At 62.6% G+C, this 19,796-nt stretch carries 17 protein-coding genes and 2 pseudogenes; 13 read left to right on the top strand and 6 right to left on the bottom strand.

Features of this window, described 5'->3' with window-relative positions:
- The first annotated feature begins 33 nt into the window (after nucleotides 1-33).
- Together APH36_RS14425 and APH36_RS14420 are read left to right on the top strand one after the other, a co-directional pair.
- Nucleotides 34-1,308, top strand: coding sequence for a histidine kinase (locus tag APH36_RS14425; protein ID WP_060499183.1), 1,275 nt, complete (start codon nucleotides 34-36; stop codon nucleotides 1,306-1,308).
- Entirely contained in the window at nucleotides 1,308-1,946 is a 639-nt protein-coding gene (locus APH36_RS14420; RefSeq protein ID WP_060499182.1) for a response regulator transcription factor, read from the top strand. Before APH36_RS14425 ends, APH36_RS14420 begins: the two co-directional genes overlap by 1 nt.
- Before the next feature lie 94 nt (nucleotides 1,947-2,040).
- Here APH36_RS14420 and APH36_RS14415 read toward each other — a convergent pair whose 3' ends face one another.
- Together APH36_RS14415 and exaA are read right to left on the bottom strand one after the other, a co-directional pair.
- The gene (locus APH36_RS14415) at nucleotides 2,041-2,700 is read right to left on the bottom strand and encodes a pentapeptide repeat-containing protein (RefSeq protein WP_060499181.1); all 660 of its coding nucleotides are present in this window, start codon (nucleotides 2,698-2,700) and stop codon (nucleotides 2,041-2,043) included.
- A gap of 66 nt (nucleotides 2,701-2,766) precedes the next feature.
- Nucleotides 2,767-4,662, bottom strand: coding sequence for a quinoprotein ethanol dehydrogenase (exaA, locus tag APH36_RS14410; protein WP_060499180.1), 1,896 nt, complete (start codon nucleotides 4,660-4,662; stop codon nucleotides 2,767-2,769).
- Between the two features lie 254 nt (nucleotides 4,663-4,916).
- On the opposite strand from exaA, the gene pedF reads away from it, so the two are divergent.
- The 9 genes from pedF (at nucleotide 4,917) to APH36_RS14370 (ending at nucleotide 14,830) form a co-directional block, all read left to right on the top strand.
- Nucleotides 4,917-5,378: a cytochrome c-550 PedF gene (gene pedF / locus APH36_RS14405; protein WP_016714301.1), complete on the top strand. Its 462-nt coding sequence runs from the start codon at nucleotides 4,917-4,919 to the stop codon at nucleotides 5,376-5,378.
- Nucleotides 5,379-5,383: 5 nt separating this feature from the next.
- Nucleotides 5,384-6,259 (top strand): ABC transporter substrate-binding protein, encoded by an 876-nt coding sequence (locus APH36_RS14400; RefSeq protein WP_060499179.1) that lies wholly within the window; start codon nucleotides 5,384-5,386, stop codon nucleotides 6,257-6,259.
- A 9-nt stretch (nucleotides 6,260-6,268) separates the two neighbouring features.
- Complete coding sequence (locus APH36_RS14395; RefSeq protein ID WP_016714299.1) at nucleotides 6,269-7,030, top strand: quinoprotein dehydrogenase-associated SoxYZ-like carrier; 762 nt, start codon at nucleotides 6,269-6,271, stop codon at nucleotides 7,028-7,030.
- Between the two features lie 39 nt (nucleotides 7,031-7,069).
- Complete coding sequence (locus tag APH36_RS14390) at nucleotides 7,070-8,026, top strand: quinoprotein relay system zinc metallohydrolase 1 (protein WP_060499178.1); 957 nt, start codon at nucleotides 7,070-7,072, stop codon at nucleotides 8,024-8,026.
- 105 nt (nucleotides 8,027-8,131) lie between these two features.
- Nucleotides 8,132-9,919 (top strand): PQQ-dependent alcohol dehydrogenase PedH, encoded by a 1,788-nt coding sequence (gene pedH / locus APH36_RS14385; RefSeq protein WP_060499177.1) that lies wholly within the window; start codon nucleotides 8,132-8,134, stop codon nucleotides 9,917-9,919.
- A gap of 133 nt (nucleotides 9,920-10,052) precedes the next feature.
- On the top strand, nucleotides 10,053-11,573 hold the full coding sequence (locus APH36_RS14380; RefSeq protein WP_060499176.1) for an aldehyde dehydrogenase family protein: 1,521 nt from the start codon (nucleotides 10,053-10,055) through the stop codon (nucleotides 11,571-11,573).
- Nucleotides 11,574-11,802: 229 nt separating this feature from the next.
- On the top strand, nucleotides 11,803-11,874 hold the full coding sequence (gene pqqA / locus APH36_RS30820) for a pyrroloquinoline quinone precursor peptide PqqA (RefSeq protein WP_010455123.1): 72 nt from the start codon (nucleotides 11,803-11,805) through the stop codon (nucleotides 11,872-11,874).
- Between the two features lie 144 nt (nucleotides 11,875-12,018).
- Nucleotides 12,019-13,182 (top strand): alcohol dehydrogenase-like regulatory protein ErcA, encoded by a 1,164-nt coding sequence (gene ercA / locus APH36_RS14375; RefSeq protein WP_014591380.1) that lies wholly within the window; start codon nucleotides 12,019-12,021, stop codon nucleotides 13,180-13,182.
- Nucleotides 13,166-14,830 carry a NahK/ErcS family hybrid sensor histidine kinase/response regulator gene (locus APH36_RS14370; RefSeq protein WP_060499175.1) on the top strand — a complete coding sequence of 555 codons (1,665 nt, stop codon included), beginning with the start codon at nucleotides 13,166-13,168 and terminating at the stop codon, nucleotides 14,828-14,830. Before ercA ends, APH36_RS14370 begins: the two co-directional genes overlap by 17 nt.
- A gap of 168 nt (nucleotides 14,831-14,998) precedes the next feature.
- Here the strand turns inward: APH36_RS14370 and APH36_RS14365 are convergent.
- A pseudogene (locus tag APH36_RS14365) lies at nucleotides 14,999-15,252 on the bottom strand (hypothetical protein); the annotation flags it as partial.
- Here APH36_RS14365 and APH36_RS32690 point away from each other — a divergent pair.
- Nucleotides 15,235-15,366: a hypothetical protein gene (locus APH36_RS32690; protein ID WP_256219240.1), complete on the top strand. Its 132-nt coding sequence runs from the start codon at nucleotides 15,235-15,237 to the stop codon at nucleotides 15,364-15,366. The pseudogene APH36_RS14365 and the gene APH36_RS32690 sit on opposite strands and share 18 nt — an antisense overlap.
- Before the next feature lie 224 nt (nucleotides 15,367-15,590).
- Here APH36_RS32690 and dsdC read toward each other — a convergent pair whose 3' ends face one another.
- The 3 genes from dsdC to APH36_RS14350 are packed head-to-tail and all read right to left on the bottom strand — an operon-like array spanning nucleotide 15,591 to nucleotide 19,300.
- On the bottom strand, nucleotides 15,591-16,538 hold the full coding sequence (gene dsdC / locus APH36_RS14360) for a DNA-binding transcriptional regulator DsdC (RefSeq protein ID WP_060499173.1): 948 nt from the start codon (nucleotides 16,536-16,538) through the stop codon (nucleotides 15,591-15,593).
- Between the two features lie 34 nt (nucleotides 16,539-16,572).
- Entirely contained in the window at nucleotides 16,573-17,922 is a 1,350-nt protein-coding gene (locus APH36_RS14355; RefSeq protein ID WP_060499172.1) for a D-serine ammonia-lyase, read from the bottom strand.
- Nucleotides 17,923-17,956: 34 nt separating this feature from the next.
- Nucleotides 17,957-19,300: a gluconate:H+ symporter gene (locus tag APH36_RS14350; protein WP_060499171.1), complete on the bottom strand. Its 1,344-nt coding sequence runs from the start codon at nucleotides 19,298-19,300 to the stop codon at nucleotides 17,957-17,959.
- 197 nt (nucleotides 19,301-19,497) lie between these two features.
- Between APH36_RS14350 and APH36_RS14345 the strand changes: the two are divergent.
- A pseudogene (locus APH36_RS14345) lies at nucleotides 19,498-19,761 on the top strand (DUF3077 domain-containing protein).
- The last annotated feature ends 35 nt before the right edge of the window (nucleotides 19,762-19,796 follow it).

Below are 19,796 nucleotides of genomic sequence, written 5' to 3'. Positions count from 1 at the left end.
ACGATGGGCTAAAACGCCCAAGGAGAATCGCCTGTGCGCCCTGTCAACCTGTCGGCCCTGTGGCGGATCAACCTCTGGGTCACCTGCTGCTTTGCCCTGGTGACGCTGGCCTGTGCCGGCGTGCTGTTGCACCAGGCGGTGGCGGATGTTGAGCGTGAGTTGCAGTCTGCCGAAGCCGTGGTGGCTTACCTCGGCGACACCGCCGAACGTGACCCGGCAAGCCTGCAACCACGGCTGACCCAGAGCCTGCGCCATGTGCGGGTACACTGGCTGGCGGTGGGGGAAGCACCGCAGCTACCGGCGCAGAGCGGCCTGGATGCCTGGCTGGGCCGCCAGCTGTTGGGTGAACGGCACAGTAGCAGCCGGCTGCTGGACCTGAATGACGGGGCCCGGGTGCTGATTGCTGTAGATGCGCGGGATGAGATCGACGAGGTCTGGGATGCCTTGCAGCAACTGCTCGGCTTGTTCGGCCTGGCATTGCTATTGAGCCTGTTGACCATCCGCTGGGCGGTACGGCGTGGCATGGGGTTGCTGGATGAACTGCTGCAAGCCTTGCGTCAGGTCTCGGGCGGGCAGTTGACGGCCCGCCTGCGCGAGGCCGGCCTGCCGGAGGCCCGTCAGCTGGCGGAACACTTCAACCGCATGGCCGCCACCCTGGAGCAGACCCAGGCCGACAATACGCAACTGACGCAGGCCCTGCTGGCGGTGCAGGAGCAGGAGCGCACCCACCTGGCGCAGACGCTGCACGACGACCTTGGCCAATACCTGGCAGGTATCCGTGCCCAGATCTGCCTTTTGCGCATGGTGGCCGACCAGCCGACCGTGGTGGAACAGACGGCGCAAGCCCTGGCACTCAATTGCGAACGCCTGCAACAGGGCTTTCGTGCGTTGGTGCGTGACCTGTATCCGGTGGCGTTGCAACACATGCCGCTGGCTGAAGCCTTCGACCTGCTCGTCAACCAGTGGCAGGCCAGCCAGGGTATCGCTTGTCGCCTCCAGGTTGGCGAGCGCTTGCCAACGTTGCCCGGGACGAGCCGCACGCACCTGTACCGGTTGCTGCAAGAGGCGCTGACCAATGTCGCCCGGCATGCCGGTGCCAGCCAGGTGCGGGTACGCCTGCAGCGCAGCGCCAAGGGCCTGCGCCTGCTGATTCGCGACAATGGCTGTGGAGCCCGTCAGCCGCAGCGGCCCGGCGTAGGCCTGCATTCGATGGCCGAACGCGCCCGCAGCCTGGGGGGCGAACTGCGCATTTTCAGCCGCCCCGGGGCTGGCTGGGCATTGGCTCTGAATATTCCCTTGGAGGTGTGATGAATATTGTATTGGTCGATGACCATGCCGTGGTCCGCCAGGGCTATGCCAGCCTGCTGCGGGCGGTGTTGCCCACGATGGAAGTGCGTGAGGCTGCCAGTGGCGAAGAGGCCTTGGCCCGGGTTCAGGAGCAAGTGCCTAACCTGGTGATCATGGATTTTGGCCTGCCTGGCATTAGCGGCCTTGAAACCACCCGCCGCCTGCGCCAGCGCCTGCCCCAGTTGCGGGTGCTGTTTTTCAGCATGCACGATGAGCTGCCGCTGGTGCGCCAGGCGCTTGAAGCCGGGGCCTTGGGTTACCTGACCAAAAACTCGGCGCCCGAGGTGTTGATCGAGGCGGTGCAGCGGGTGTTGGCCGGGCATGCTTATATCGAACAGCCTTTGGCTACCCAGTTGGCTTGCACGTCACAACAAAGTGCCAATGACCCGCGTTTGCAGCGCATGACCCAGCGTGAGTTGGAGATTTTCACGATGTTGGCCAAAGGCACTCCGGCGCGGGTGATTGCCGAGCAGTTGTGTATCAGTGGCAAGACTGTGTCCAATCACCTGACCTTGCTCAAGAGCAAGTTGCAGGTCAGCTCGCATGCCGAGCTGGTACATCTGGGGATTGATCTGGGGGTGGTGCGGGTGGCGGGGTGATTCGACGTGATAGCTGCGGCGCCTGTGAGACCGAGCGCCGCCCGCGCGGCGCTTGATCTCACAGGCGCTGAATATGCACCGGCGAACCCTTCGCTCAATTATCCCAAGTCTCAGGGCACCCCTTGCACCCCTCCATGTTGGCCTCCTGAAAATTCCCGTAATGCTGCCGCGCCCCGCGCAAATCGGCGCGTTCCAGGTTGCTCTGGCCAAATTTGGCTTCTTGCAGATTAGCGTCCCCCAGGTTGGCCTCCTGCAGGTCCGTCTTGCTCAGCCAGGCCATTTCCAGATCTGCGGCCTGCAGGTTGGCCTGGTGCATCTTTGCTCCTGACAGCCGGGCGAACTGCAAGTAGGCCGCGCCGAGGTCGGCTTTCTCGAACTGCGCGCCTTGGGCGAACATGCCCCAGCCCTGGATGGCGACCAACTTGCTGTTGCTCAGGTCAGCCAGGCGCAGGTTGCTCTGCTGCAGGCTGGCGCGGGTCAGGTTGGCGCCTTGTAGGCGAGCCTTTTCCAGGTTGGCCAGGTCCAGCCGGGCATGGCGCAGGTCGGCCTCACGCAGGTCGGCGCCGGCCAGGTTCATCTTGCGCAGGTCCTGGTTGGCCAGGTTGGCGCCGCGAAGGTTGGCCCCCGGGCACTGGCTGGCTTCGGCAATCACGCAACCGTTGACGGTCAAGGGGGCATCGTTGCCATCGTCGTCGGCACTTACCGCCATGGCGGGGGAGAGTACCAACAGCAAGGCATAGGGCAGGTAGTTCATGGTAGAAGGCTCCTGGCGGAAGATGAGCAAAAGCGGGGAGGGGGTTGGCCCGCTCCCCGCTGGCGATCAACGCTGCGCGGTCTTGTTGTCCCAGCTCGGGATCTTGAACACCCAGAACGAGCCACCCTGGGCCACCGGCTTGGTCAGCTCAGCCATGTCACCGCCCCACAACGGCACGGCGCCGCCGTAGCCCACGGTCACGCCGATGTACTGTTCGCCGTCCTGCTCCCAGGTGATGGGCGGCGAAACGATGCCGCTGCCGGTCTGGAACTTCCACAGCTCCTTGCCCGTCTTGGCGTCGAAGGCCTTGAAGAAGCCGTCGCCGGTGCCGGTGAACACCAAGTTGCCCTTGGTGGCCAGCACGCCGGCCCACAGTGGCAGGTGCTCCTTGTGCTCCCACACCAGCTTGCCGGTGGTCGGGTCCATCGCCCGCAGGGTGCCGACGTGGTCGTCGTACATGCGCTTGATGCGGAAGCCCATGCCCAGGTACGCCGAGCCTTTCTTGTAGTTCACTTCCTCGGTCCAGTACTCCTCCTTCCACTGGTTGCCGGGGATGTAGAACAGGCCGGTGTCCTGGCTGTAGGCCATGGGGTTCCAGTTCTTGCCACCGAGGAATGGCGGTGACACTTCCACCGGTTTGCCCTTGGTTTCACCCGGCAGCGGCTTGGGTGGGCGCTGGCCAGGGTTTTCTACCGGGCGACCGGTTTTCAGGTCGATGTGGCTGGCCCAGGTGATGTTGTCCACGAACGGGAAGGCGTTCTGCAGCTTGCCGTTGTTGCGGTCGACCACGTAGAAGAAGCCGTTGCGGTCGGCGTGGGCGGTGGCCTTGACCACCTTGCCGTCCTTGTCCTTGTAGTCGAACAGCACCAGCTCGTTGTTGCCAGAGAAGTCCCAGGCATCGTTGGGCGTGTGCTGGTAGAACCACTTCACCTCGCCGGTGCTTGGGTCGACGCCGACCTGGCCCGAGGTGTAGAGGCTGTCGTAGTCGTGGGGGTTGCCATCCTTGGAGGTGCGTGCCCAGGTGTTCCAGGGGCCGGGGTTGCCAGCGCCGACGATGATGGTGTTGGTCTCGGCATCGAAGCTTGCACTTTGCCAAGGGGCGCCGCCGCCGTGGCTCCAGGCTTCGACCTTGCCGGTCTCGGTGGTTGGGTCATCTGGCCAGGACGGCGCCTTGACGTCGCCGGTCGGGGTACTGTCCTTGCCGTTCAGCCGGCCCATATGGCCTTCGACGAAGGGCCGCATCCACACTTCTTCACCCGTTTCCGGGTCGCGGGCGAACAGCTGGCCGACCACACCGAACTCATCGCCGGAGCTGCCATGGATCAGCAGCACCTTGCCGCTGGTCTTGTCCTTGATCAGCACCGGGGCGCCGGTCATGGTGTAGCCGGCGCTGTGGTCGCCGAACTTCTTGTTCCACACCACCTTGCCGGTGTGCTTGTCCAGGGCGATGACCCGCGCGTCCAGGGTGCCGAAGTAGATCTTGTCGCCGTAGATCGCCGCCCCGCGGTTGACCACGTCGCAGCACGGGCGAATGTTGTCGGGCAGGCGGTGGTTGTAGGTCCACAGGCGTTTGCCGGTTTTGGCATCCAGGGCGAATACCCGCGAGTAGGAGCCGGTGACGTAGACCACGCCGTCACTGACGATGGCCTGGGATTCCTGGCCGCGCTGCTTCTCGTCACCGAAGGAATAGGACCACGCCGGGGTGAGCTTGAACACGTTCTTGTCGTTGACCTGGGCCAACGGGCTCCAGCGTTGGGCATTGGTGCCCATGCCGTATTGCAGCACGTCCTTGGTGGTCAGGTGGTCGTTGGCGATGTCTTCCCAGGTCACGTTCTTGCCGGCAGGTGCCGCTGGGGGGGTGGCCGCGATGGCCGCGTTGCTCAGGGCCAGGCTACCGGCCAGCAGCAGGGCCCGCACGCTGAGGGCCAGAGGAGAAAGGGCGGGTAGCGTTCTTGTTGTCATGGTTGCAGTTCCCTGTGGAGGTTTTGGCCTGCACAGGGTGCGGCGATGCAGCCTTGGCCGGATACGGAAAATATCCCGCCCTTGCCGGGAATAGTTCCCGAGCGGCACCTCAATTGGCCCTTCACCACAAGCCCTACTACCAAGGGAGTAAGGCGCGGCCACCAAAGCAGCATTCGACCGCCTGCGGGCTGTTTTTAAGATGGCGGCACGGCCTCTGTGGTTGAGGCTTTGCGTGCAATGGTGAGGGCATAACAATGACAACAAAACGCAATGTGTTGCTGGCTACAGGGCTGCTGGCTGCGGCTGTGCTGAGCGGTACGGCCTGGGCTCATGGCAACGTGGTGCCCCAGGCGGTGGAGACCAAAGGCCTGACCCCGATCAAGGACGCTGGCGTAAGCCTGGACGGCGACGGCTGGGCGGCGGTCAACCCGTACCGTACTTCGCCGGAGCACGACAAGGCCGTGGAAATCGGCGCTTCTGCCTACAACCAGAATTGCGCCGCCTGCCATGGCCTTGAAGCGAAATCCGGTGGCATTGCGCCCGACCTGCGCATGCTTGATGCGGGTGAGGCGGGCGATGAGTGGTTCGTCGAGCGGGTACGCCATGGCGCGGTTCGCGACGGCCGCGTGTACATGCCGAAGATGGCCGACTACCTGAGCCAGGAAGCCTTGTGGGCGGTACGTACCTATCTGGACAGCGTGCACGTCGAGGAGTGACGGCCATGCGTCTGTGGGCGGTGCTGTTGAGCGGCCTGCTGCTGTGTTGCGCAGCAGCCCAGGCGCAGGTGCGCAACTATGACGCGATCATCGCTGCCGGCGAGTTGAAGGTGGCGGTGTACAAGGATTTTGCCCCTTACAGTTTCGAGGACCACGGCAAGCCCCGCGGTGTGGATGTGGAGCTGGCACAGGCCCTGGCCACGGCCATGGGGGTGCGCCTGCATCTGATGTGGGCGCCGCCCGGGGAAAAGCTCGACGATGACCTGCGCGATTATATCTGGCGCGGCAGCCCGCTGCGCCACCAGCAGTTGGCCGACCTGATGATGCGGGTGCCTTACGACCACGACTATGCGCAAAAACGCAACGAGGTGGGCGAACTGGAAAACGGCGAGGTGGTGATGTTCGGCCCCTATCAGGAAGAGCGCTGGCAAGTCGCGTACGACCGCCGTCGACTGGCATCGGTGGCCAGTGTGGCAGTGTTCCAGCAGCACCCCATCGGGGTCGAGGTAGACAGCGTGCCGTCGTTTTACCTGACGTCGGTGTTCAACGGCATGCTCAGTGCCAAAACCCACCATTACCCCGGTGTGCAACAGGCGTTCGCCGCGATGCAGGCCGGGCAGGTGGACGCGGTGATGGCCATGCGCGGCGAGGTTGACTGGCAACTGCACCAGGCTGCCGATCCGCAACTGGCGCTGGCGGAAAACGCCTACCCCAACCTGGGCAAGCAGGCCTGGGAGATTGGCATGGCGGTGCATGAAAGCAATCGCCAGTTGGCCTATGCCGTGGAAGAAGCCCTCGAAGCGATGATCCGTGATGGCCGGCTCAAGGCCATGTATGCTGCTTACGGCCTGCGTTACGAGGTCCCGGAGATGTATCAATAGGAGCAGGCCATGAACTGGCGAGCGACTTTTTTGCTGGCCTGCTGGATGCCTTGTGCGGCCCTGGCGGCCACGCAAGGTACCCAGACAGACCCGGTACCCTCGGTAATGTGGGACTTCTACCACAAGCAGCTACTGGGCCAGGCCGCGTTCGTCTTCGACGACCGGGTCAAGCTGCTGGCGCCGCCGTTTGCCGAGGACGCGCGCCAGGTGCCGCTGGAGATCGATGCCCGGGCGTTTTCTGGCGATGTGGTACGTATCATCGCCTGGGCGGAGCTGAACCCTTTGCCGCGTATTGTCGATTTCCAGCCCGGCGAGCGCGTGCTGCCCTGGTTGTCGATCCGCATCCGCATCGAACAGGCCACGCCGCTGCGCGCTGCGGTGCAGACGCGTGACGGCCTGTGGCACGTCGGCTCGACCCTGATCGACGCCGCTGGCGGTGGCTGCACCGCACCCAGTGTGGTGCGCACGCAACCTGGCTGGGAGGAGCACCTCGGCGAAGTGCTGGGCGGGCGCTACCCGCGTGGCGACAGCAGCCGCTTGCGCCTGCAGGTGGCTCACCCGATGGATAACGGCCTGGTCAGCGGCATTCCCGAATTCTTCCTCAACCAGGCCGAGTTGCAAGATGCGAACGGCCAGCGCCTGGCCCACCTCGAGCTGTACCCGGCCGTCAGCGAAAACCCCAACCTCGGGTTCGATATCCAGGGCCCCGGGCCGACCCGGCTGGTGCTGCAGGACAACAGTGGCAACCAGTTCGAGGCGGCGGTGCCCTGACCCTGTTGCCCGACTTCACCTGTGACCAGAGGCGCCTGTATGCGTTGGATACCCTTGTTGCTGCTGTGCCTGGGCCTGCCGGCCTGGGCTGACTTTGAATATCGGCTTGCACCTCGGCAAATAGCCGCAGATACCTGGCTGCTGGAAGGCAGCACCGACAATTTCGCCAGGAGCAACGGCGGCAACATCGTCAACACCGCGTTCATCGTCACCGACAGCGGTGTGGTGGTGATCGACAGCGGCCCCTCGAAACGCTACGGCGAAGCGCTGCGCCAGGCCATCGCCTCCACCACCGAAAAGCCGGTGCTGGAGGTGCTGCTGACCCATCATCACCCCGACCATGTGCTGGGCAACCAGGCCTTCACCGATGTCCCTATCGGGGCATTGGCCGGTACCGGTGATTTGTTGCGCCAGCAGGGCGATGCCATGGCCGAGAACATGTACCGCCTGGTCGGCGACTGGATGCGCGGCACCGAAGTCGTGCTGCCCAGCCGTGTGCTGGAGGCGGGTATCCACGAGGTCGGCGGGCACCGGCTGCGTCTGCTGGCCCTGGGCGGGCATACCGGTGCCGACTTGGCGATTCTGGATGAAAAGACCGGCGTGCTGTTCGCCGGCGACCTGGTGTTTTACGAGCGTGCCCTGACCACGCCCAACAGCCCGGGGCTGGAGGTGTGGCTCAAGGATCTGGACACCTTGCAAGCGCTGCCCTGGAAGCAGCTGGTGCCGGGTCATGGTCCGGTTGCCAGCGATGCCCGGCCCTTTGCGCAGATGCGCGACTACCTGGGCTGGTTGGATGGCCTGATGCGCGACGGCGCGGCCCGTGGTGATGACATGGCCGAGATGATCCGCAGCCCCATCCCCGCGCGATTTGCCGGTATCAGCCTGACGCGGTACGAGTTGATCCGCAGCGTCAGTCACCTGTATCCGCGTTATGAGCGTCAGCGTTTACAGCGCGTTGATAGTGAACCGTCCGCCAGCCTTGTACCAAGGAACTAGAAATCTCCGCACTGCGGGCAATTGTTGGCAACCGGGTCGGGACCAAGAATTCCCGGCACACCGGGAAATTTTCCCGGATACAACAAAAAACCAAAGGTAGCCGTCATGACCCGATCCCCGCGTCGCCCCTTGTTCGCCGTGAGCCTGGTGCTCAGCGCCATGCTGCTTGCTGGTGCGGCCCACGCCGCTGTCAGCAATGAAGAAATCCTTCAGGACCCGAAGAACCCGCAGCAGATCGTGACCAATGGCCTGGGCGTGCAGGGCCAGCGCTACAGCCCGCTGGACCTGCTCAATGCCAACAACGTCAAGGAACTGCGCCCGGTCTGGGCGTTCTCTTTTGGCGGTGAGAAGCAGCGCGGCCAGCAGGCCCAGCCGCTGATCAAGGACGGGGTGATGTACCTGACCGGCTCCTACTCGCGGGTGTTTGCCGTGGACGCCCGCACCGGCAAGAAACTGTGGCAATACGATGCGCGCCTGCCGGATGACATTCGCCCGTGCTGCGACGTGATCAACCGGGGCGTGGCACTGTACGGCGACCTGGTGTTCTTCGGCACGCTGGACGCCAAGCTGGTGGCCTTGAACAAGGACACCGGCAAGGTGGTGTGGAGCAAGAAGGTGGCCGACCACAAGGAAGGCTATTCCATCAGTGCCGCGCCCATGATCGTCAACGGTAAGTTGATCACCGGCGTGGCCGGTGGCGAGTTCGGCGTGGTGGGCAAGATCCAGGCCTACAACCCGGCGAACGGCGAGCTGCTGTGGATGCGCCCTACCGTGGAAGGGCATATGGGCTACGTGTACAAAGACGGCAAGGCCATCGAAAACGGTATCTCCGGCGGCGAGGCGGGCAAGACTTGGCCAGGCGACCTGTGGAAGACCGGCGGCGCTGCGCCGTGGCTGGGCGGTTACTACGACCCGGAAACCAACCTGATCCTGTTCGGCACCGGCAACCCGGCGCCATGGAACTCGCACCTGCGCCCTGGCGACAACCTGTATTCCTCGTCGCGCCTGGCGTTGAACCCGGACGACGGCACCATCAAGTGGCACTTCCAGAGCACGCCGCATGACGGCTGGGACTTCGACGGCGTCAACGAGCTGATTTCGTTCAACTACAAGGACGGCGGCAAAGAGATCAAGGCCGCCGCCACCGCCGACCGTAACGGCTTCTTCTACGTGTTGGACCGCACCAACGGCAAGTTCATCCGTGGCTTCCCCTTCGTCGACAAGATCACCTGGGCCACCGGCCTGGACAAGGACGGGCGGCCGATCTACAACGAAGCCAGCCGCCCGGGCGCACCGGGTAGCGAGGCCAAAGGCAGCTCGGTGTTCGTCGCGCCGGCCTTCCTCGGTGCCAAGAACTGGATGCCGATGGCCTACAACAAGGACACCGGGTTGTTCTACGTGCCGTCCAACGAGTGGGGCATGGACATCTGGAACGAAGGCATTGCCTACAAGAAGGGTGCGGCGTTCCTCGGTGCCGGCTTCACCATCAAGCCGCTCAACGAAGACTACATCGGCGTGCTGCGTGCCATCGACCCGATCAGCGGCAAGGAAGTGTGGCGCCACAAGAACTACGCGCCGCTGTGGGGCGGGGTGCTGACCACCAAGGGCAACCTGGTGTTTACCGGTACGCCGGAAGGTTTCCTGCAGGCCTTCAACGCCAAGACCGGTGACAAGGTCTGGGAATTCCAGACCGGCTCCGGCGTGCTCGGCTCGCCCGTGACCTGGGAAATGGACGGCGAGCAATATGTGTCGGTGGTTTCCGGGTGGGGCGGCGCCGTACCGCTGTGGGGCGGCGAAGTGGCCAAGCGGGTCAAGGACTTCAACCAGGGCGGCATGCTCTGGACCTTCAAGCTGCCCAAGCAGTTGCAGCAAACGGCCAGCGCCAAGCCGTAAGGCTGCGGCCCTGCCGCCTACTACCAAATGAGGAGAGCCCCGCTGCCAACGATGCATTCGCCTGGCACGCGGGGCTTTTTACCATCGCTGCATCGCCTGTCGCTGGACAGGCATCGACCCACAGAGGCTCAGCATGATCTACGCACAACCCGGAACTCCAGGCGCCGTCGTGTCCTTCAAGCCACGCTATGGCAACTTCATCAACGGCGCGTTCGTACCGCCATTGGCTGGCCAGTACTTCACCAACAGCTCGCCGGTCAATGGCCAGCCGATCGCCGAATTCCCGCGCTCCACCGCTCAGGACATCGATCGGGCGCTGGACGCTGCGCATGCCGCCGCTGAAGCCTGGGGCAAGACCTCGGTGCAGGACCGCGCCCTGGTGCTGCTGAAAATCGCCGACCGTATCGAGCAGAACCTGGAGGTGCTGGCCGTTACCGAAAGCTGGGACAACGGCAAGGCCGTGCGCGAAACGCTCAATGCCGACGTGCCGCTGGCGGCCGATCACTTCCGCTATTTCGCCGGCTGCATTCGTGCCCAGGAAGGCGGGGCGGCCGAGATCAACGAAGGCACCGTGGCCTATCACATTCACGAGCCGCTGGGTGTGGTCGGGCAAATCATCCCGTGGAACTTCCCACTGCTGATGGCAGCCTGGAAGCTTGCCCCGGCCCTGGCTGCCGGCAACTGCGTAGTGCTCAAACCGGCTGAACAGACACCGCTGTCGATCACCATTTTTGCTGAGCTGATTGCCGACCTGCTGCCGGCCGGCGTGCTGAACATCGTCCAGGGCTTTGGCCGTGAGGCTGGCGAGGCGTTGGCCACCAGCAAGCGCATTGCCAAGATCGCCTTCACCGGCTCCACCCCGGTGGGCTCGCACATCATGAAATGCGCCGCCGAGAACATCATCCCGTCTACTGTCGAACTGGGCGGCAAGTCGCCGAACATCTTCTTCGAAGACATCATGCAGGCGGAGCCCGCGTTCATCGAAAAGGCCGCCGAAGGCCTGGTGCTGGCGTTCTTCAACCAGGGCGAAGTGTGCACCTGCCCGTCGCGGGCGCTGATCCAGGAGTCGATCTACGAGCCGTTCATGGCCGAGGTGATGAAAAAGATCGCCAAGATCACCCGGGGCAATCCGTTGGACACCGAGACCATGGTGGGCGCCCAGGCTTCGGAACAGCAATATGACAAGATCCTCTCTTACCTGGATATCGCCCGGGAAGAGGGTGCGCAGCTGCTCACCGGTGGTGCTGCCGAGCGGCTGCAAGGCGACCTGGCCACGGGTTACTACATCCAGCCGACCCTGCTCAAGGGCACCAACGCGATGCGCGTGTTCCAGGAGGAAATCTTCGGGCCGGTGGTGGGCGTGACCACCTTCAAGGACGAAGCCGAAGCGCTGGCGATCGCCAACGACACCGAGTTTGGCCTGGGTGCCGGCCTGTGGACCCGCGATATCAACCGTGCTTACCGCATGGGTCGTGGGATCAAGGCTGGCCGCGTGTGGACCAACTGCTATCACCTGTACCCGGTGCATGCGGCGTTTGGCGGGTACAAGAAGTCGGGGGTGGGCCGTGAGACCCACAAGATGATGCTTGACCACTATCAGCAGACCAAGAACTTGCTGGTGAGCTACGACATCAACCCATTGGGCTTCTTCTAAACCGCGTCGCCTTCTTCGCGGGTAAACCCGCTGCCACAGGGATTGCACAATTTTCAAGACTTGTGCGGTACCTGTGGGAGCGGGTTTACCCGCGAATAGGCCGGCACAGGTATCTTCTCCCTCCTACCAATGCACTCTGCAACTTCCTTCCAAAGTAGCATTCGGCTCAGTCCGTTCCCGTGCATTAATGCCTCTACCGGAATCCCCCGGCATAAGAAGAGGATTGCCCATGTGGAATAAACCCGCCTTTACCGACCTGCGCATCGGCTTTGAAGTGACGATGTATTTCGCCAATCGTTGATGTGCCGCCCGGCCATCGCCACGGTGGCCGGTTCCCCCTGATTCCCTGTGGTTGAGCCAGTGCCACGCTTTGGTCTGGTTGCTTTCGCTGCGGGATGCTTTACGCTGGCAGTTACCTTCCAGAACAATAAGAACAGGCTTCACGATGAGCCAGAGTTTCAGCCCGCTTCGCAAGTTTGTATCGCCTGAAATCATCTTCGGTGCCGGTTGCCGGCATAACGTTGCCAATTACGCCAAAACCTTCGGCGCCCGCAAGGTGCTGGTGGTCAGCGACCCCGGCGTGATTGCCGCCGGCTGGGTGGCGGATGTGGAAGCCAGCCTGCAGGCGCAGGGCATCGACTACTGCCTGTATACGGCTGTATCGCCCAACCCACGGGTGGAAGAGGTGATGCTCGGCGCCGAAATCTACCGGCAAAACCACTGCGACGTGATCGTCGCCGTGGGCGGCGGCAGCCCGATGGATTGCGGCAAGGCCATCGGCATCGTGGTTGCCCATGGGCGCAGCATCCTCGAATTCGAAGGCGTGGACATGATCCGCGTGCCCAGCCCGCCGCTGATCCTGATCCCCACCACCGCCGGCACCTCGGCGGACGTGTCGCAGTTCGTGATCATTTCCAACCAGCAGGAACGCATGAAGTTCTCCATCGTCAGCAAGGCGGTGGTGCCGGATGTGTCGCTGATCGACCCGCAAACCACCCTGAGCATGGACCCGTTCCTGTCGGCCTGTACTGGTATCGATGCGCTGGTGCATGCCATCGAGGCCTTCGTGTCCACCGGCCATGGCCCGCTGACCGACCCCCACGCGCTGGAAGCCATGCGCCTGATCAATGGCAACCTGGTGGAGATGATCGCCAACCCCACCGATATCGCCCTGCGCGAGAAGATCATGCTGGGCAGCATGCAGGCGGGGCTTGCGTTTTCCAACGCGATCCTGGGTGCAGTGCACGCGATGTCGCACAGCCTTGGCGGGTTTCTGGACCTGCCACATGGCTTGTGCAACGCGGTGCTGGTGGAGCACGTGGTGGCGTTCAACTACAGCTCGGCGCCGGAGCGCTTCAAGGTGATTGCCGAGGTGTTCGGCATTGATTGCCGTGGCCTCAACCACCGGCAGATTTGCGGGCGCCTGGTGGAACACCTGATCGCCCTGAAGCACGCCATCGGCTTCCACGAAACCCTGGGCCTGCACGGCGTGCGCACGTCCGATATTCCGTTCCTGTCGCAGCATGCGATGGATGATCCGTGCATTCTCACCAACCCCCGCGCGTCGAGCCAGCGTGATGTCGAGGTGGTCTATGGCGAGGCCCTCTGACGAGCAGCAGCGGGCGCTGGCCGGGCTGCTGGGGCTCGGCGACCACTCGGCGCGCAAAAGCCATTATCCGGAGCTTTCTGCCCGCCTGGACGAACTGGAAGCCGAACGCAACCGCTATAAATGGCTGTTCGAAAACGCCGTGCACGGCATTTTCCAGGCCAGCCTGCAGGACGGCATGCGTGCCGCCAACCCGGCGTTGGCGCGCATGCTTGGCTACGACGACCCGCAAGCGGTGCTGTTTTCCCTGACTGACCTGGCCACTCACCTGTTTGACGGCGGCGCCGAAGAACTGCAGGCGATTACCGCGATCCTCGCCCGTGAGCGCAGCCTGCACGGCTACGAAACCCGCCTGCGCCGCAAGGATGGCAGCCACCTGGATGTGCTGATGAACCTGCTGCTAAAGCCAGGGCAGGAAGGGCTGGTGGAAGGTTTTGTCGCCGACATCACCGAACGCAAGCAGGCCCAGCAGCGTTTGCAACAGCTCAACGACGAACTGGAACAACGGGTTGCTGCGCGTACCGATGAATTGCTGGAGGCCCGGGATGCCGCAGAGGCCGCCAACCGCAGCAAGGACAAATACCTTGCCGCCGCCAGCCATGACTTGCTGCAACCGCTGAACGCCGCCCGCTTGCTGATCTCTACCTTGCGCGAACGGCCATTGCCAGAGGCCGAGCATGTGCTGGTGGAGCGCACCCACCAGGCCCTGGAAGGCGCCGAAGACCTGCTGACCGACCTGCTGGACATTTCCCGGCTCGACCAGGCAGCGGTCAAACCGGACGTGGCCGTGTACCGTCTCGACGAAGTCTTCGCGCCGCTGGTCTCGGAGTTTCGCACAGTGGCTGATGCGGCAGGCCTGACGCTGCACGCACGTATCGCTGACCATGCCATCAGCACCGACCTGCGGTTGCTGACGCGCATTCTGCGCAACTTCCTCAGCAATGCCTGCCGCTACACCGACGAAGGCCGGATACTGCTAGGTGCCAGGCGCCGTGGCGAGCATCTGCGGCTTGAGGTGTGGGACACTGGCCGGGGCATTGCTGCGGATCGGCTGGATGCCATTTTCCTCGAATTCAACCAATTGGACGTCGGCCGTGCTGCGGATCGCAAAGGGGTGGGGCTGGGGCTGGCTATCGTTGAACGGATTGCCAAGATTCTCGGTTACCGGATCGAGGTACGTTCATGGCCGGGGCGCGGCTCGATGTTCAGTATCGAGGTACCGATTGGCAAAGAAGTGCCGCTGGCCGTTCACCAGGCTGTGCCGCTGCCAAGTGCCGGCAACCCGCTGCCGGGCCGCCGCTTGCTGGTGCTGGACAACGAAGTGAGCATCCTCGAGAGCATGGGCGCGTTGCTGGAGCAGTGGGGCTGTGAAGTGGTCACTGCAACCGATCAGGAGGCAGCTTTGCTGGCGTTGCAGGGGCGGGCTCCGGAATTGATCCTGGCCGACTACCACCTCGACCATGGGGTGGTGGGCTGCCAGGTGGTCAAGCACTTGCGTGAGCATTTTGCGGTTGCGATACCAGCGGTGATCATTACCGCCGACCGCAGCGACCAGTGCCGTCGGGGCTTGCAGAAGTTGGGGGCGCCGCTGCTGAACAAGCCGGTTAAACCGGGGAAACTGCGCGCGGTATTGAGCCAGTTGTTGGGGTAATTCATCATCGCCCGTTAACGACCTACAGCGAACTAGAGCAATCAGGGCACACCGTTAACTTTGGATCCAGTTGTGAGTAAAATCTTGCTCTTCGGTCAGCATTGTAGAATGTTAGTCTACTCACTAACGTGACTTTAAATAACGCTGGTCGGTGGTGGTGTTCAGGCAGTGCTGGCCGGTCAGGGTCTGCAAGGCGATGATCGCCAGCACGAAGGGCAGCAGCGCCAGCACCGAGGCCCACAGCACTGCCAACGGCTCTGCCACCAGGGCAGCGATGACCGCACCGGAGATCATCTTGCGCAGGGCGATATGCGGTACGCCCAGGTTGCGCAGGAAGTTGGCTTCGCGCATCAGGGGGGTGCCATGGTGTCGCCGGGGATGCCGAGCAATGCCGTGGGGACGGCGTGGGTCATGTGCTTGGCGCCAACCATGCGCTGGACCTGATCATTCGCCGCTTCGTGGTACCGGGCGATGCGGTGCTGGTGGAAAACCCGGGCTACTACCCGTCATCGACGAGTTGGCCGACTTGCAGATGAGGTTGCACACCAGTTGTTCGGAACAGTGCGAACGCACGGCGGATGTGATCCTCAGCGAAGGGCATTACCTGCGGCACCCGATGCGCCTCCAGAACCGGGTGCGGGAAGCTACCGCCGGGGGCGATCTTCCGGACCAACCAGAAGGCCGTGACGCCCTGGACCCGGTTCAATGTGGCCTATTTGCTGGAACTGGTTTTTGCGCAGTGCATCCGTGGTTGAGCAAGTCAATGGCTTGAGTCGGGCGCTTGGGCGCATTCCACAAGCCAGTCGATCAACACCTGCAACCGTCTGGGCATCGGGTCATGAGGCGGGTAGACCAGGTAGTAGCCATAGCTGGGGGTCTCGACGAAACCACCCAACGGCAGGACCAGCTCACCGCGTGCAATGCGCTCTCTGACCAGTTGTTCCCGGCCGATGGCGATGCCGGCATGGTTCAGCGCTGCGAGTGTGCAAAGGTCGGAGCGATCGAATGTTAGAAACCGGTGTGGAGGGGTGATACCGGCGCCTGTGGTGCTGGCCCACAGCTGCCACTCTGCATCGAATGCAGCATTGTCCCAGGCTGCTACGTCATGCAAGGCGGTGCAGTGGTCCAGCCGGTGCAGGTCGCCGGTCAATGCATGGATTTCTGCGTAATGGGGGGAGCACACGGGGGCGATCCGCTCGTTCATCAAGTGAAGGGTCTTGAGCCCGGGGTGATGGCCATCCGAGTAACAGAGGACCAGGTCGATCTTGCGTGTGCGGTAGTCGATGCTCTCATTGCCCACCCTGATATCCAGCTGGATATCAGGGTAGCGGGAAGTGAACTGCGCAAGCCGCGGCACCAGCCAGCATTGTGCTACTGACGGGCGTACATACAATGTCAGTTGGCCGGCGATCTCGGCGTGAGCGCGTTCCTGCACGGCCTCGCTGAGCTCATCCATGGTCCGCTGCATGACCGCGAACAGGCGCTCGCCGTCTTCGGTGAGGCTGACCTTGCGCGGCATGCGATGGAACAGCTTGAGCGCCAGTTCATCTTCGAGGCGATTGATGCGATGGCTTACCGCGCTGGCCGTCAGGCACAGCTCATCCGCGGCCCGAGAAAAGCTCAAGTGCCGTGCGGCCACCAGAAAAACATGCAGGCTGCCCAGGTGCGAGCCATTGAGTTTCACGGCGGCGGCGCCGGTTTTTTTCATCTATCAATCCTTTCGCACAATGTACTGACTGCGGTTACACGTTTGCCTGCAAGCTGTACCCCTTCGCCAGGTAGGCGTTAAACTCATCGTCCGGTACCATGCTGCCACCCGTGCCCCAGACGAGGTGAGTGGCCTGCTGAAGCTGAGCGGGGGTGAAGCCCTGGCGCGCCAGGTACTCACCTGCTTGCAGTACCCGTACCATACCGGGTACGCCGGCCAGGGCAGAGGGTTCCAGTTTGACCTTGTCCTGCTCATAGGCGATGACCATCAAGCGGTACAGCGCTTCGTCGGTCACCGTGTAGTAACCATCGATCAGCCGCTGCATGGCCTTGCCGACAAATCCGGAGGGGCGACCGACCGCTAGGCCGTCGGCGGCGGTGATGTTGTCGATGCCGAAGTCTTGCACACTGGTTTCATCGTGCAGGCCGGTATAGACACCCAGCAGCATGCAGGGGGAGTGGGTGGGCTCGGCAAAGATACAGTGCACCGCATCGCCGAACACCAGCTTCAGCCCGAATGCGACACCACCGGGGCCGCCCCCGACGCCGCACGGCAGGTACACGAACAGCGGATGATCTGCGTTCACCTGGATGCCGGCCTGGTCGAATTGGCGTGCCAAGCGCTCGGCGGCAACGGCATAGCCGAGGAACAGCTGCGGGGAGTTTTCGTCGTCGACAAAGTAACAGCTGGAGTCAGAAGCCGCCTGCTGGCGCCCTTGCTCGACCGCCACGCTGTAGTCGGAGGCATGCTCTACCACCGTTACGCCGTTGGCACGCAGCTTGTCCTTCTTCCATTGCCTTGCGTCAGACGACATGTGCACGCTTACCTGGAAGCCCAGCTTGGCGCTCATGATGCCAATCGACAGCCCGAGGTTGCCGGTTGAACCTACGGCGATCTTGTACTGGCTGAAGAATGCGCGGGCCTGGTCGCTGGCCAGTTTGCTGTAGTCATCCGTTGGCGTGATCAAGCCGGCCGCCAAGGCCAGGTCTTCGGCGTGCTTGAGCACTTCATGAATACCGCCCCGGGCTTTGATCGAGCCGGAAATAGGCAAGTCACTGTCCGCCTTGAGCCACAGGCTGCCCACGTTTTGCAGTGATCCTTCCTCGATTAGAAGTTCGCGAAGCTGCGCCAGCGGCGTGATGTGCGATTCGATGACACCACCGGTAGCGGCTGTCTCGGGGAACACGGTGGCGAGGTAAGGTGCAAATCGCTGCAACCGTACGCTTGTCGCTAGCACGTCAGCAGCCGTCAGGCCTACGTCGTGCAGGGCCTCGGCAGCTCCGGCGATACCAGGGTTGAACCAGCTGGTCTCTTTCAGGGCAACCAGGTCGGCGATGATCGGGTGGCTTTGTTGCCAGGCTTCAAGGGTTTTTCCGTGAATCATGATTTCACCTGTTGCGCAGTATGTGCAGAGTAGATCAGACAATCTTCGAAAGGAGCAGGGTCAGGCACAAGGCAACTACCGAGGCCAGTACTGTAGCGGCCGTGAACTTCTTCAGTGCGTCGCTCAGGGAAAGGCCCAGGTATTCCTTCACCACCCAGAACGCCGAGTCGGTGATGTGGGTCCAGCCGATGGCCCCGGCGCCGATAGCGATCACCAGGATTTCCCGGTTGTATTCCGGATGCTGGCCAAGCATCGGCATGACCATGCCGGCCGCGCTGATCATTGCAACGGTGGCCGAGCCGACGGCAAAGTGCATGATCCCGGCAATCAACCAGGCAAGGATGATCGGATTGAGTTGCGTATGGTTGAGCACATCGGCCAGTGCCTTGCCGATACCGCTGCCCACGAGCATGTCATTGAAGGCGCCACCGGCACCGATGATCAGCAGAATGCCGGCCAGGGGAGGGAAGCAGCGCTGGGTCAGGCTCAGCAGGCCAGCCATGTGCAGGCCGCGACGCAAGCCAAGCGCCCAGTAGGCGAACACCACCGACAGCGTCAGGGCAATCAATGGGCTGCCGAAAAACGCCACCCACTCATACAGCGCAGACCCCTTGTCCAGAACAGTGACTGCCAGAGTTTTGCCAACCATCAACAGAAGCGGCAGCAGTACGGTGGCGAGTGTGATGCCGAAGGCGGGCATTGGCTGTTCTTCTGCTTGAGTCACCGTGCGTGCAGACAGGAAGGCCTGTTGGGATTCGCTGGCTTCACGTCGGCAGGTGAAACGCACCCACAGCGGGCCCGCGACGATGGCGGTCGGGAGGCCAACGATCAGCCCGTACAGGATGACAGTGCCGATATCCGCATTGAGCATGCCGGTGATGGCCGTGGCAGCGGGGTGTGGTGGAAGAATGCAGTGCACCACCATCAGCGAGGTGGCCAGTGGCACACCGAGGTACAGCATGCTGATGCGGGTTTGACGTGCGACCACGTAGATCAGCGGAATCAACAGGACGAAGCCAACCTCGAAGAACACCGGGATGCCGGCGATGAAGCCAACGAGCATCATTGCCCAGGAGGCATTGCGTTCACCCAGCGTGTTCAAAAGCGTGGTGGCGATGCGTTTGGCACCTCCAGACTCTTCCAGCAATTTGCCGAGGATACTGCCCAGGCCGATGATACCGGCGAGAAAGCCCAGCGTGCCGCCCATGCCTTTCTCGAATGCGGCCACAATTGCCGTGGGCGCCATGCCGGTGCCGACACCTACCACCAGGCTTGCGGCCATCAACGCGAGAAAAGGGTGGACTTTGAATTTGCTGATCATGGCTACGATCAGGAGTATTGCAGTACCCAGGACGAATAATGAGAACGTTGGAGTCATCGTGTAGTTATCTCTATCGCTGATCGCTTCCGTGCGAGCTTCTTGTTGGTTTGCACCCATTAGATTTCAGCGATTTGATCGACTCAAACGATGGCTCCTCACAGCATGGATGAATGCATGTCATGCATGCTGATACACAGCTGCCACCTTTCCGTTTGACAGCGGGTTGGCGGTGGCCCTCCCGAGAACACAGTGCGATGTACACACAGAAAAACAAATTCACCGTCGGCAAAACCACCTTCTACCAAGGTGAAAACCAGACCCATCCCCTGTTCCGTATCGAGGCCGGCATTCCTTGCCAGAGCGCTCGCGAGCAGGCTTCAGAGTTGATGGGCTACGCACGGGACATGACCCTGGATGGCTTGATGGAAGACAAACCGTAGCTGATTTGGGCCTCGCATTACCTGTGTGCCTTGGCCAAGGCACTCATGGATGATGCCGAGTTGGGCATGATGAAGTGAGTCACCGGCTTTGTGCTGAGGCTCACTGGCACTAG

Source organism: Pseudomonas sp. NBRC 111133 (assembly GCF_001320605.1).
Classification (GTDB): Bacteria; Pseudomonadota; Gammaproteobacteria; order Pseudomonadales; family Pseudomonadaceae; genus Aquipseudomonas; species Aquipseudomonas monteilii.
The sequence above is the reverse complement of the archived record's forward strand: the minus strand, read 5'-3'. Positions and strand labels throughout refer to the sequence as shown.